General features: G+C 46.0%; 14 protein-coding genes. 13 read left to right on the forward strand and 1 reads right to left on the reverse strand.

Annotated features, from left to right (window positions below; all coding sequences use genetic code 11):
- Nucleotides 1-238: 238 nt before the first annotated feature.
- The 13 genes from V6C27_02380 (at nucleotide 239) to ftsY (ending at nucleotide 13,288) form a co-directional block, all read left to right on the forward strand.
- Nucleotides 239-748, forward strand: a complete 510-nt coding sequence (locus V6C27_02380; GenBank protein MEG6615275.1) for a DUF177 domain-containing protein — start codon at nucleotides 239-241, stop codon at nucleotides 746-748.
- A 40-nt stretch (nucleotides 749-788) separates the two neighbouring features.
- Nucleotides 789-974: a 50S ribosomal protein L32 gene (gene rpmF / locus V6C27_02385; GenBank protein ID MEG6615276.1), complete on the forward strand. Its 186-nt coding sequence runs from the start codon at nucleotides 789-791 to the stop codon at nucleotides 972-974.
- A gap of 95 nt (nucleotides 975-1,069) precedes the next feature.
- Nucleotides 1,070-1,636 carry a transcription factor FapR gene (gene fapR, locus V6C27_02390; GenBank protein MEG6615277.1) on the forward strand — a complete coding sequence of 189 codons (567 nt, stop codon included), beginning with the start codon at nucleotides 1,070-1,072 and terminating at the stop codon, nucleotides 1,634-1,636.
- 5 nt (nucleotides 1,637-1,641) lie between these two features.
- Nucleotides 1,642-2,646 (forward strand): phosphate acyltransferase PlsX, encoded by a 1,005-nt coding sequence (plsX, locus tag V6C27_02395; protein ID MEG6615278.1) that lies wholly within the window; start codon nucleotides 1,642-1,644, stop codon nucleotides 2,644-2,646.
- Entirely contained in the window at nucleotides 2,647-3,642 is a 996-nt protein-coding gene (locus tag V6C27_02400) for a beta-ketoacyl-ACP synthase III (GenBank protein ID MEG6615279.1), read from the forward strand.
- A 32-nt stretch (nucleotides 3,643-3,674) separates the two neighbouring features.
- On the forward strand, nucleotides 3,675-4,616 hold the full coding sequence (fabK, locus tag V6C27_02405; GenBank protein ID MEG6615280.1) for an enoyl-[acyl-carrier-protein] reductase FabK: 942 nt from the start codon (nucleotides 3,675-3,677) through the stop codon (nucleotides 4,614-4,616).
- Nucleotides 4,617-4,621: 5 nt separating this feature from the next.
- The gene (gene fabD / locus V6C27_02410; GenBank protein ID MEG6615281.1) at nucleotides 4,622-5,563 is read left to right on the forward strand and encodes an ACP S-malonyltransferase; all 942 of its coding nucleotides are present in this window, start codon (nucleotides 4,622-4,624) and stop codon (nucleotides 5,561-5,563) included.
- Between the two features lies 1 nt (nucleotide 5,564).
- Nucleotides 5,565-6,317 carry a 3-oxoacyl-[acyl-carrier-protein] reductase gene (gene fabG / locus V6C27_02415; protein ID MEG6615282.1) on the forward strand — a complete coding sequence of 251 codons (753 nt, stop codon included), beginning with the start codon at nucleotides 5,565-5,567 and terminating at the stop codon, nucleotides 6,315-6,317.
- A 25-nt stretch (nucleotides 6,318-6,342) separates the two neighbouring features.
- Entirely contained in the window at nucleotides 6,343-6,585 is a 243-nt protein-coding gene (gene acpP / locus V6C27_02420) for an acyl carrier protein (GenBank protein ID MEG6615283.1), read from the forward strand.
- 108 nt (nucleotides 6,586-6,693) lie between these two features.
- Complete coding sequence (gene fabF, locus V6C27_02425) at nucleotides 6,694-7,935, forward strand: beta-ketoacyl-ACP synthase II (GenBank protein MEG6615284.1); 1,242 nt, start codon at nucleotides 6,694-6,696, stop codon at nucleotides 7,933-7,935.
- 17 nt (nucleotides 7,936-7,952) lie between these two features.
- Entirely contained in the window at nucleotides 7,953-8,696 is a 744-nt protein-coding gene (rnc, locus tag V6C27_02430) for a ribonuclease III (GenBank protein ID MEG6615285.1), read from the forward strand.
- Between the two features lie 69 nt (nucleotides 8,697-8,765).
- The gene (smc, locus tag V6C27_02435) at nucleotides 8,766-12,332 is read left to right on the forward strand and encodes a chromosome segregation protein SMC (protein ID MEG6615286.1); all 3,567 of its coding nucleotides are present in this window, start codon (nucleotides 8,766-8,768) and stop codon (nucleotides 12,330-12,332) included.
- 29 nt (nucleotides 12,333-12,361) lie between these two features.
- Nucleotides 12,362-13,288 (forward strand): signal recognition particle-docking protein FtsY, encoded by a 927-nt coding sequence (gene ftsY, locus V6C27_02440; GenBank protein MEG6615287.1) that lies wholly within the window; start codon nucleotides 12,362-12,364, stop codon nucleotides 13,286-13,288.
- 100 nt (nucleotides 13,289-13,388) lie between these two features.
- Here the strand turns inward: ftsY and V6C27_02445 are convergent, their stop codons facing one another.
- Nucleotides 13,389-13,904 (reverse strand): hypothetical protein, encoded by a 516-nt coding sequence (locus V6C27_02445; protein ID MEG6615288.1) that lies wholly within the window; start codon nucleotides 13,902-13,904, stop codon nucleotides 13,389-13,391.
- Nucleotides 13,905-13,978 lie beyond the last annotated feature (74 nt).

Raw genomic sequence — 13,978 nt, forward strand, 5'->3', positions numbered from 1 at the left:
AATGAAACTTGATAAGCTGGGTCTAAATATCAGCAGAATGCAAATAATTATTATTATAGATACTATTAGCAATTAATCACCACCTGGTTATTAGCTCACTAGAATATATACAGATAAAAAGAATAGAATAGACCATTGGATTTTGATTAGTCATGGGGGTATATCAACGAAAACACCTTGACAAATGAAGGAGCAATAAATATAATGTTGTTTGTTAAGCATAGAGGTGAATGGGCTAATGCGCATTAATGTAGCTTTTTTAAAGAAAGCCTTGGGAGACAGCAAGCATTTTGAATTGGCAGAGAATTTACCTTCAATAGATATTGATGGTAATGAAGTGGTGTTTAAAGGGCCAGCAAAGGTTAGTATCGATGTAACCAATGCAGATACACATTTAGAGGTTAAAGGCACCATCAACACGGTGGCTCAATTGACTTGTGGCCGTTGTCTGGAAAAGTATAATTTCCCTGTGGATACAGAATTGATAGAAAGCTACCATTCTGCCGAAACGGGAGAAGGAAACGCCGATGACGAAAGCAAACCTTTCACCGGGGACTATATAGATATTGAACAGGATGTTGTTGAAGCGATTCAACTATCTCTACCAATGCGACAGATTTGCAGTGAAGATTGTAAAGGTTTATGCCCCCATTGTGGAATAAACCGAAATCTAGAGCAGTGTGATTGCAAAGAAGATGATGTTGATCCCCGGTTGGCTGTCTTGAAAGATTTGTTTAACAAAAAATAATAAAAAGTACCATAAGCATTTTGGCAAGGGGGTGTAAGAGGTGGGTGTACCAAAGCGTAAAAGCTCAAAGATTAGAGGTAGACGTCGCCGTGCGGAGAACATGAGATTAGATGCTCCAAACCTGGTGACTTGCCCGCAATGTCAAGCATTGATTAGACCGCACCATATGTGCGATGTATGTGGTTATTATAAAGATAGAGTTGTAAAAGAAGTTAAAGAAGCTTAGTTATTAAATGCAAGCCTGGAAAATTCCAGGCTTGCATTTTTTTACAAATAAAAGTATAATCGTATTAGCACCAGGTATTAAGATAAGGTGATAATATGAAGAAAAAAAATACCAAAACCCAGCGGCAACATGAATTAATAAAATACATAAACAATAATCCCTTTTTGACCGACGAAGAGTTGGCAGAACTGTTGGGCGTAAGCGTACAAACAATTCGTCTGGATCGCACCGTTTTAAAAATTCCTGAACTCAGGGAAAGACTAAAACATGTGGCCCGCGGGGGGACCACTCCGGTTAAATCCCTCACCGATGAAGAATTGGTGGGTGAGTTGGTTAACATTGACATGGGTAGAATCGGTAATTCCATACTGACCATCACCAAAGATATGGTGTTTAAAAAGAATTTGGTAGCCCGGGGACATCATCTCTTTGCCCAGGCCAATTCATTGGCGGTGGCATTAATAGATGCCACGGTGGCTCTGACCGGTAGTGCTAAAGTTAGTTTTCGCCATCCAGTTAAGCTGGGGGATCGGGTAATTGCTGAAGCTAAGGTTACAGAAATTCGCGAAAACCGCCATTTGGTGGCTGTAATATCTAAGGTGAGGGATATGGTGGTTTTCGAAGGGGTGTTTACAGTATTTGCCATTGCAGAGGAGGGTTAATTGGAATGAGGATAGCGTTAGATGCTATGGGTGGTGATCATGCCCCCAAAGAAGTGGTGCAGGGGGCAATATTGGCTGCCTCAGAGTATCAAGTTGAAATAGTTTTAGTTGGCGATCAAAAGGTAATTGAAAGGGAATTGCAAGGTGACACCGTTAATGGGCTGATTACAGTGGAACATGCCCCGGAAGTGATCGGGATGGATGAACACCCGGCAGCGGCGGTAAGGCGCAAACGCAATGCCAGTGTGGTGGTGTGCAACACTTTGGTTAAAGAAGGGCTGGCCGATGCAGTGGTGTCCGCTGGCAACACTGGTGCTGCCATGGCGGCATCGCTATTTGGTTTGGGTAGAATTAAAGGTATTGAACGGCCGGCCATTGGCACCGTTATTCCTACCGGTCAGGGTTCTATGGTGTTAACCGATGCCGGCGCCAATGCAGATTGCAAAGCCAAACACTTACAGCAGTTCGCTGTGATGGCGTCTGTATATGCCGATAAAGTTTTAGGCATAGATAATCCTAAAGTGGCATTAATCAATATTGGAGCCGAAGAAACAAAAGGTAATGAACTAACCCAAGGGGTATATTCACTGTTAAAAAACACCGCTGGCATTAACTTTGTGGGTAATGTCGAAGGAAGAGATCTGATGTGGGGTCCGGTGCATGTGGCGGTGTGTGATGGCTTTGTTGGTAATGTGGTGCTGAAAACCCTTGAAGGGACTGCCATGTTTGTTTTAAATACCGTGAAAAAGAGCCTGGAACCACTAATGGCAGAAGTTGATCCTGTAAAACTAAAGCAGGTGTTAACGGGAGCAAAAAAACATTTAGATTACTCAGAGTATGGTGGGGCACCGCTACTGGGTGTTAATGGTGTTAGTATCGTCAGCCATGGTAGTTCAGAAGCTTACGCCATTAAAAACGCAGTGCGGGTTGCCAAAGAATCAGTAACGGTTAATTTGGTAGCTGCAATTGCTGATAGTATTGGCCTGATAGAAAAGGAGGAACTAGCTTAAATGAGCCAGCAACAAATTATTCAGGCCGGAATACTTGGAGTTGGAAGTTATTTGCCGGAAAGAATTCTGACCAATAGAGATCTGGAAAAAATGGTGGAAACCAGTGATGACTGGATAGTTAGTAGAACCGGAATTAAAGAACGGCGGGTGGCGGCAGAGGAGCAATTGGCCTCTGATTTGGCAACGGAAGCAGGTAACAAGGCATTAAAGGATGCCGGTATCAGTGGTGATGAAGTGGATCTGATTATTGTGGCCACCAGTACGCCGGATATGTATTTTCCATCCACTGCCTGTATAGTTCAGGATAAGTTGGGTTGTCCAAAGGCAGCGGCCTTTGATTTGTCCGCGGCTTGCAGTGGTTTTATCTATGCCATGACAGTGGCGCAGCAATTCATTGGCACCGGTGCGGCTAGGTATGTGTTAGTTATTGGGGCTGAAGTATTAACCCGGGTAACCAACTGGCAGGACAGATCTACCTGCGTGCTCTTTGGCGATGGCGCCGGTGCAGTGGTGATGGGCCCGGTGGCAGCGGGAAATGGGATTTTGTCCTCCAAAATGGCTGCCGAAGGAGCCGGCAGGGAATGTCTGACGTTACCCTGTGCCAGGGCGGTAACCCCCTTTAGCAACCAACCATCCTCAACCCAGGCATTAATCGCTATGCAGGGGAAAGAGGTGTTTAAGTATGCCGTCAGAGTGATGGTGGACGGAGCCAGAGAGGTGTTGGAGCAGGCCAATTTGACAACGGATGATATTGCTCTGTTTATACCTCATCAAGCTAACATCCGTATAATTGAACATGCCGCTAAAAAATTGGATTTGCCGCAGGAAAAGGTCTTTGCCAACGTGGATAAGTATGGCAATACCAGCGCTGCCTCGGTGCCTATCGCTTTAGATGAGGCTTATCGGCAAGGTCGAATAAAATCCGGTGATAAAATTATTTTAATTGGTTTTGGTGGCGGGCTCACCTGGAGTGCCGCGGTGGTTAAATGGCAGTAAGGTTCTAAAGGGAGAATTAGGAGGGAAATAGTATGGTAAGAACAAAACTTTGTGATGCACTGAATATAGAGTATCCAATCATTCAAGGCGGTATGGCTTGGGTGGCGACGGCAGAGTTGGTGGCAGCGGTATCCGAAGCTGGCGGTTTGGGTGTGATAGGTGCTGGGCAAGCACCGCCGGAGTGGTTGGAAGAACAGATAGCAAAAATTAAAGGTATCACAAACAAGCCCTTTGGCGTTAATGTAATGTTGATGTCACCCTATGCCGACCAAATAATGGACATTGTGATCAAAGAACGGATTTCAGTTGTTACCACCGGTGCCGGTAATCCTGGGAAATACATACCCAAACTAAAAGAAGTGGGTACCAAAGTAATTCCAGTGGTGCCATCGGTGGCATTGGCTAAACGGATGGAGCGTTATGAAGTTGATGCTGTAATCGCCGAAGGTGGAGAATCCGGTGGTCATGTGGGTGAACTTTCCACCATGCCCTTAGTGCCCCAAGTGGTGGATGCGGTAAACATTCCAGTAATTGCTGCTGGTGGTATCTTTGATGGACGCGGTTTGGTGGCAGCGCTGGCTCTGGGTGCAGTGGGCGTGCAGATGGGCACTAGATTTATGTGTGCCACAGAATGTGTGATACATGACAACGTCAAACAAGTGCTGCTTAAGGCTAAGGATCGCGATACGGTGGTTACTGGCCGTAGCACCGGCCATCCGGTGCGGGTACTTAAAAACAAGTTGACTAAACGGTTTATGGAATTGGAAAGTTTGGGTACCTCTCCAGAGGAACTGGAAAAATTAGGTGTGGGTAAACTGCGAGCCGCTATGGTGGATGGCGATGTGGAATATGGTTCGGTAATGGCTGGTCAAGTGTCCAGTATGATTAAACAAATTCAACCGGCCCAAGAAATTATTGACGATATCATTGGTGGGGCAGAAAAAACATTGAAGCTACTGTCCCAAGGGAGGTAAAGGTTTTGTCACTGGTTTTTGTATTTCCTGGTCAGGGTTCACAATATGTGGGCATGGGCAAAGAACTTTGCGCTAACTATTCGGTGGCCAGGGAGATTTTTGAACAGGCCAACGAAGTGTTGGGCTTTGACTTAACCCAAATGTGTTTTGCCGGTCCGGCAGATGAATTAAACCAAACAGCAAATACGCAACCGGCTTTGCTCACCACCAGTGTTGCGGTGATGAAGGTGCTGGAAGCTAATGGCATTGAGGCCAAGGCTGCTGCCGGACACAGTTTGGGAGAATACTCGGCGTTGGTATGTGCCGGAGCATTGAAATTTACCGATGCAGTCAAATTGGTGCAATTGCGCGGAAAATATATGCAAGAGGCGGCTCCCCAGGGTGCCGGGGGTATGGCTGCCATTTTAGGTTTAGATGGTGCAGCGGTAAATGATGTTTGCCTGCGGGCGGCAGCTAACGGCCATACCGTAGAGGCAGTAAATTATAATTGCCCTGGGCAGGTGGTGATTGCTGGCACCCAAAGCGGTTTGGAGGCGGCGATGGCACTGGCTAAAGAAGCCGGAGCACGCAGATGTGTGCCACTGGCGGTCAGTGGGCCATTTCATTCCAGTTTAATGAGACCAGCCAGCGACCGGTTGGCCAAAGAACTGGAACAAATCACCATCAGTGATCCTCAGTTGCCGGTACTATCTAATGTAACTGCGGATTATGTCCAAAGGGCGTCGGAAATCAAGCAAAAATTAATAGAACAAGTATTTAATCCGGTACGCTGGGAGGAATCGGTGCAACGTTTGGCGGCAGATGGGTATAACTTGGCGGTGGAAGTGGGCCCAGGCAAAGTTTTAAGTGGTTTGATTAAGAAAACCACCAAGAGCATTAACACTTTAAATGTCGAAGATCAAGGTTCACTAGAAAAAGTTCTTGCACATATGAAGGAGGTTGGCTAAAATGGTTCTTGATGGTAAGGTTGCCATAGTTACCGGTTCATCCCGGGGGATAGGCCGGGCAGTGGCATTAAAACTGGCCGAGGCCGGTGCGGACATTGTGGTTAATTATGCAGGCAGAGCTGAGGCAGCAGAAGAAACTGCTGGCATAATTAAAGATTTGGGACGCAAAGCGCTGGTGGTCAAGGCAGATGTTGCTGATGCTGAACAGGTTAAAGGGATGGTGGATCAAACCGTTAAAGAATTTGGCCGCCTAGACATATTGGTGAATAATGCCGGCATCACTCGGGATAATTTAATCATGAGAATGAAGGATGAAGACTGGGATGCTGTACTGGGTACAAACCTAAAGGGTGCTTTTAACTGCTGTCGGGCAGTGGTACGGCCGATGCTGAAGGCTAAAGGTGGTCGGATTGTCAACATCAGTTCGGTTGTGGGCATCAGTGGTAATCCCGGCCAGGCTAATTATTCAGCGGCAAAAGCTGGCCTGATTGGTTTAACCAGAACGCTGGCCGGTGAAGTTGGTTCCCGCCAGATCACTGTAAACGCTGTGGCCCCTGGTTTTATCACCACAGAGATGACTGAGGTGTTGGCACCGGAGGTTAAAGATCAACTGGTGCAACGGGTACCGCTGGGTAGATTGGGTTCGCCGGAGGAAATCGCTGAATTGGTGGCTTTTCTATGCAGCCCAGCCGCAGCCTACATAACCGGACAGGTGATTGCAGTGGACGGCGGGATGACTTCGGTATTGAAATAATTTTTTAGACAGACATTGGAAGGGGGTGAGTACTGTGGCAGAATTATTTGATAAGGTAAAGGACATAATTGTAGATCAGCTGGGAGCAGAAGAAGATCAAGTTACTCTAAACAGCTCTTTCGTGGATGATCTGGGTGCAGATTCCCTAGATATAGTGGAATTGGTTATGGCTCTTGAAGAAGAATTTGATATACAAATCCCTGACGAAGAAGCAGAAAAGATTCGTACAGTGGGCGATGCGGTTAAATATATCCAAGAGCATGAATAATAACTACAGCCTGTGTCGAAAGTCCCGGGGAGTTTCCACGGGACTTTTTTCCACCGGCAAAAACATAAATTTAGTTTAGTTCTTTTAAATGTACTGGGAGGTGCAGTTTTGAGTAAACGGGTTGTTATCACCGGCATGGGAGTTATCTCGCCAGTGGGTACTGGTTTGGATAAGTTTTGGCACGCCATCTCCACTGGGGTAAACGGCATAGACAAAATCACAAAATTTGATGCAGCGGAGTATCACTCACAAATTGCCGGTGAGGTGAAAGATTTCACTCCCACCGATTATTTAGATAAAAAAGAAGCCCGCCGGATGGATCGTTTCACGCAATTTGCAGTGGCTGCCACTGGAATGGCTTTGAAAGATGCTGGTATGGATTTGGATAGCGAAGATCGGGAACGCATTGGTGTCATCCTTGGTTCTGGCATTGGTGGCATGGAGACGCTGTGGGATCAAGCCCAGGTGCTGGTTAAACGTGGTCCCAGCCGCATCAGTCCATTTTTAGTGCCGATGATGATTGCCAACATGGGGGCGGGTCAAGTGGCCATCGCCCATGGCTTACAAGGCCCTAACGTAACAGCGGTTTCAGCCTGTGCTTCTGCCAACAGCGCCATCGGTGACAGCTATCGCCTATTGCAGCGTGGTGATGCGGATGTAATGATTACTGGCGGCACCGAAGCACCCATTACCCCATTAAGTGTAGCTGGCTTTTGTGCTATGAAGGCGTTGAGTACCCGCAACGATCAACCCCAGCAGGCTTGTCGTCCCTTTGACGCTGAACGTGATGGCTTTGTGATGGGAGAAGGGGCCGGTATTTTAGTGATGGAAACATTGGAACATGCCCAGGCCCGGGGTGCTAGAATTTATGCCGAAATTGTTGGTTATGGCAGCACTTGTGATGCTTATCATATTACAGCTCCTCATCCCGAGGGGAATGGCGGAGCTAAGGCTATGGAACTAGCTTTAAAAGATGCCGGTCTAAAACCCGAGGACGTTGATTACATCAATGCCCATGGTACTTCAACATCACTAAATGACAAGTTGGAAACCAAAGCAATTAAACGGGTATTGGGCGATCATGCCTACAACGTGGCCATAAGCTCAACCAAATCTATGACTGGTCACTTGCTGGGTGCCGCTGGTGGTGTTGAGGCCATTGCTTCAATTATGGCCATCAATAATTCTTTGGTGCCACCCACCATTAATTATCAAGTTCCAGATCCTGAGTGTGACCTTGACTATGTACCTAATCAAGCCAGAGAAAAGGAAGTTAATGTTGCTCTATCCAATTCATTAGGATTTGGCGGTCATAACGTCACAATTGCCTTTAAAAAATATGAAGGATAAAAGTCAGGTGATAAAACTTGTATAAATCCAGCATTTATATAGCCCGGCTGCAGCAGCGGCTGGGCATAGACTGGAACGACCCGGCATTGTTTTACCAAGCGTTAACCCATAGTTCCTGTGCCCATGAGAATCGTCATTTAGGGCTAACCCACAACCAGCGCCTGGAGTTTCTGGGGGATGCGGTGTTAGAATTAGTGATCAGTGAACACCTATATCGCCATTTTCCAGACAGTACCGAGGGAGAATTAACTAAACTGCGGGCGGCGGTTGTGTGTGAGCCTTCATTGGCCAAAGTGTCCCGAGAACTGGCCTTGGGTTACTGCTTACGGATGGGGCGGGGCGAAGAACGATCAGGGGGGCGGGAACGACCCAGTATATTGGCAGATGCCTTTGAAGCGCTACTGGGAGCCATCTATATGGACAAGGGGTTGGAAGTGGCGCGTCAAATTATTCTTGAGCAGTTGGCTCCGATACTGGAAGATGTAATTGCCGGCCGATTGGATAAAGACTATAAAACAGAATTGCAGGAAATACTACAGCAGCATTCCTCTGATCCGGTTAATTATGTGATTATTAGGGAAGATGGTCCCGATCACAATAAAACCTTTACAGCGGGAGTGGTTTACCGAGGTAAAGAGATTGGCCGCGGCGTGGGGCATTCCAAAAAAGAGGCCGAACAACATGCTGCCAAGGAAGCATTAAAGGGCATTCGAGAATTTCCGCCAAGATTTAGAGGTAATCGCAAACGACACAAGAAGTAACGATGAGGGCGTTCGATAACGAGCGCCCATAAATCTTTATAATATGATTGATAGCAAAGGGGCAAGACAGTGCTAAAACGATTAGATATTCAAGGCTTTAAATCCTTTGCCGATAAAACAAAAGTTACCTTTAAGCCGGGGTTAACGGTGGTTGTGGGCCCCAATGGCAGTGGTAAGAGTAACATCTCTGATGCCATTAACTGGGTACTGGGAGAACAGCGGGCCAGTGCACTGCGGGGCGCTAAGATGGATGACGTTATTTTTGCCGGCAGTGATAAACGCCGTGGCGTTGGCATGTGTGAGGTATCGTTGACATTGGACAATAGTCAAAATATCTTTCCCATTGACTACTCAGAAATGACCATTACCAGACGGATATTTCGTTCCGGTGAAAGTCAGTTTATGATCAACAAAGTGCCTTGTCGCTTAAAAGATATCCACAACCTACTGATGGATACCGGTATTGGTAAAGGAGCATACTCCATTATCGGCCAGGGTAAAGTTGATGAAATTCTACATAACAGACCAGAAGAACGACGCATGATAATTGAAGAGGCGGCAGGAATAGTAAAGTATCGTCGCCGCAAAGAAGAGGCTCAGCGCAAACTGACCAACACTGAGCAGGATTTGTTGCGCTTAGGCGATATCATTGCTGAGTTGCACGATCGTTTAGAACCATTACAACAGGAAGCCGCCAAGGCCCAAAAGTGGCATGGCCTGGTCAGGGAGCGTAGGCAGTTGGAATTGGGGCTGTTGGCCCGGGAATTAATTGATTTGGAAGATAAACTTTCCGTCCTGGGCGAGCAGCTAAAACAGTGGCAACAGGCAGATCAGCAAAGGGACACGCTGCAGGACCAAAATGTCACTAAATTAGAAAATCAGTTATTGAACCATAACATGCAGTTGGAACAATACCGCGCCCAGGCCGAGCAACTGAAAACTGACATTCAAACGATGGAAAGCCAGGTTTCGTTAGTAAAGGAAAGACAAAGCAGTTGTCGTCTGGAATACCAGCGCATTCAACAACAAAGGGCGGAAACAGAGCAACGATTACAACAGCTTAAATTAGAAAGGGAGCAAGAACAGCAGCAACTACAGCAGCTTAAATCCTCTATTCAGCCAAAGAAAAATGCAATTAAGCAATTGAATGAACAGCTAGAATTGGCAGCGGAAAAATTGCAGCAACAAGAGACGTTGTTAGAAGATGATAAAGCGCAAATTATTGATCTGATGAACAACGGGGCCCAGGGCAGGGCCGCTTTACAGCGGGCCGAAGAGCGTAAAGCCTCTGCCGAATACCGTCTTTCTCAGTTGCGTCAATCAGCCCACGATGCCACATTGGAACAAAATCGGTTAAAAGAACAATTAAAAATGGTACGGGAAGAAACCATACAGTTAGAGCAAAAAATCTCCACCGGCCAGCAAAAAATTAAAGACAATGAAGAATTACGCCGCCAAATAAAGACCCAACTAAATAGCAGCCAGGAAACACTGAGGGATATCCGCGGTAAAATATCCGAAGCCAAATCCCGCCATCGGGTGTTGGTGGAAACCCAAGAAGGTTACAGCGGTTACCAACGGGGTGTCAGAGAAGTGTTGTTGGCGATAAAAATGGGTAGAGCCCAGTTGGCAGGTATTTGTGGTACCGTGGCCGAACTGATAAAGGTGCCGATGGAATATGAGTTGGCCATTGAGACCGCGCTGGGTGGGGCATTGCAAAACTTAGTTACCGAAAAGGATACCGATGCCAGACAGGTAATTGAATATTTAAAGAAAAATAAGTTGGGCCGAGTAACCTTTCTACCACTGAACACACTGCGCCCCTCAAAAAGACACCCATTGGAACAGCAGGCATTACATATGCCGGGGGTAATGGGGGTAGCGGCTGATTTAATTAAGTGTGATCCCCGTTATCAAGTGGTGGTTGAATTTTTGTTGGGCAAAGTGTTGGTGGTGAATAATATTGATCATGCTTTAAAAGCAGCCCGCACCAGTGGCCAACGGTTGCGCTTAGTCACTTTGGAAGGCGAGTCTATCTATCCTGGCGGTTCATTGGCTGGTGGTGGCAGTGCTGTAAAAAGTGGTGGCCTGCTGAAGGCTCGCCGGGAAAGAGAGGAATATGCCCAAAGGATTGCCGAACTGCAACAAAGGGAACAGGCACTGGTAGTGGCTGAGCAGCATCAGGCAGCGGAATTAAATGGCTTAGAACTGGAAATAGATGGTTTAAAGGAGCAGCTTGTTAAGTATCAAGTGACTTTGGCAGGTAAAAAGCAAGAGTTGATTCAGCTGGAAGATGCAGTGACCAAGTACGGATACCGCAGTCAGGAAAATACCTATGAAATAAATAACCTGCAACAGGAAATTACAAACCACGATCAGGTGCAAGAACTGGCTGCCAAACAGGTGGCTGAGGCTGAGGGAAAATTAAAGCAAGTACAGGATATGATTCAAAATAAACAGCAACAGCTGTTAAATTTGAAAGCCCAATGTCAGCAAATACAAGATCAAATCACCGCTGCCAAGGTGGAACTGGCTGGCGTGGAACAACAGCAATCTGGTCTGAGCAACCTAGTGGAAAGACTAAACCAAGAGAATAGTAAACTAAGGCAAGAGCTGGCGCTCCTCAATACCCAGGAGCAAGGCTTACAGGTTAAAGAACAGCAACTGCAGCAGCAAGGGGATCAATATCAACAAAGGCTGATACAATTGCAGCAGCGGTATGACCATTGCAGTCAGCTGATGCAAACTGCCAAGGAGAAACAGGCTGAGCTGCAACAGGCATTGGAGCAAGCAAGAATAGAACTGCAACAACTGCAACAGCAAAGGCAACAACAATTGGCCCGAGCCCACAATTTGCAACTGCAACAGGCGCGCCTTGAGACCGAGAAACAAGCAATTTTGCAACGTCTGGAGCAGGATTTTAATATTGAAAATATTGAAGAATTAACGGTGGAACCGGTGGAAAACTTGCGGCAAACCAAAAACCGCATTGCTGAGCTGAAAAATGCCATTGAGACCATGGGTTCGGTAAATCCAATGGCTGAACAGGAGTATCAACAGGTTTTTGAAAGATATGACTACCTGCACAAGCAGAAACAGGATTTAGATGAAAGTAAGCAGTCATTGCAACAACTGATATCAGAAATGGATCAGCTGATGTCCAGCAAATTTGTCAGCACCTTTCAGCAGATTGAAAAGGAGTTTGGTACAGTATTTAAAGAACTCTTTGGTGGCGGCTCTGCAACGCTGCGTATGGTGGGTGATAACCCGCTCACCGCCGGGATAGACATTGATGCCCGTCCGCCAGGTAAAAAGCTACAGAATATTGGCTTGTTATCCGGTGGTGAAAGGTCGTTAACGGCCATTGCGTTGTTATTTGCCATTTTGAGAATTAAACCCAGCCCCTTCTGTGTGTTGGACGAAATTGATGCGGCGTTGGATGAAGCCAATGTGGATCGATTTGCAGAGTATCTGAGCAAATTTAGCCAAAGGGTGCCCTTTGTGGTGATTAGCCACCGTAAGGGAACGATGGAACGGGCTGATACCATTTATGGAGTGACCATGGGTAACACCGGCATATCCAAAATATTTTCAATTGAGTTGACCAAAGCCGAGGCGGCTGTGGCTGACGCCTAATACTTTAGCGGAGTGAGGAGGAAGAAAAGATGGGTTTTTTTGATCGATTAAAAGCAGGATTGAGCAAAACCAGAAAGGGTTTTGTGGAAAAGGTTGAGCAGGTGGTTATCGGCCGCAATAAAATTGATGAAGAGCTGTTCGAAGAACTGGAAGAAGTGTTAATCCAAGCGGATATTGGCGTTAACACCGCACTGGAACTGGTGGACAGAGTGCGGCAGGGAGTTAAACTGCGCAATATCGGTGATCCAGCTAAAGTAAAGGACATCTTCCAGGAGGAACTGGAATACTTAATTGGCGAAAAATCAGAACCAATTAATCTCAATCCCGAGGGTCTGACGGTAATTATGGTGGTGGGCGTCAATGGTGTCGGTAAAACCACCACCATTGGTAAAATGGCTAACTATTTTAAAGGTCAGGGCAAAAAGGTTATTTTGGCCGCCGGTGATACCTTCCGGGCCGGCGCCATTGATCAACTGGAAATCTGGGGTCAACGTGTGGGTGCCGATGTGATTAAACAGGCAGAGGGTTCTGACCCAGGGGCGGTGACCTATGATGCGCTGCAGGCAGCGAAAGCCAGAAAGGCCGATATTTTATTGATTGACACCGCTGGCAGATTGCATAACAAGAGTAACTTAATGGAAGAACTGAAAAAAATACATCGCATTGTGGCCAGAGAATTGCCCGGTGCCCCCCATGAGACACTGCTGGTGCTAGATGCCACCACCGGTCAAAATGCCATCAGTCAGGCAAAGCTGTTTGGTGAAGCGGTAAATGTGACCGGCATTGCGTTAACTAAGTTAGATGGTACCGCTAAGGGTGGCGTGGTCATTGGTATCAAAACCGACTTGCACATTCCTGTGAAAATGATTGGCGTGGGCGAAGGAATCGATGATTTGCAACCCTTTAACCCCAGCGAATTTGTCTCCGCTTTATATGGACTAAATATAGAACAATAATCCAGGTGCATACCTGGATTATTTGTTTGTGCGCCCCGGCATGGGCGTTATCTAACTGCAGTTGATAAATAATCGAGTTTTCACAATTAAATTTTTAAGTCTAGACTGGAATAACTTGTTCTCGCAATATAGTTAATTTAATTTTAAGAACTACTTTGATAATCAAATTTGCTTTTTGACCAGTAGATTTAGGTGAAGAATTGTCAGGAATACCCATAACGGTAATGGTTTCTATTTTAGCATTTTCTTTCACTTCATCACCGGGACGTAGACAATCGATTTGGTGTACGGATTGAATGGGTACAACAACTTCTTTACTAATGCTTTTTCTTACATCAGGGCATGGCTCTGGGTCTGGATTTTTGAAAAGCATCTTAACTTTAACGAATCCTTCGTTAACCAATAGCCCTTTCTCTATCTTTGGCGTTAATACCACATCGCTGGCAGGTGCAATTTTTATAGGTGCCATTATCTTGCCGATTTTAGGATCAATTTTCACTCCGATTGGTGCTGGTATAATGTTTTCTCCGATTTTCATGATAGTTTCCTTGAAAATCACCACTTGGGTTTTTATTTCTTTTATTTTTTTAGCATCTTTTTTTTTATCACTGCCCATAATGACTCTCCTTTTTGTTAATTTACAACTTGCTACATAATACTCTTTGCAATCTAGAATGTGACTGAGTAGTA

The organism is Peptococcaceae bacterium 1198_IL3148 (assembly GCA_036763105.1).
Taxonomy (GTDB): domain Bacteria; phylum Bacillota; class Desulfotomaculia; order Desulfotomaculales; family Desulfohalotomaculaceae; genus JBAIYS01.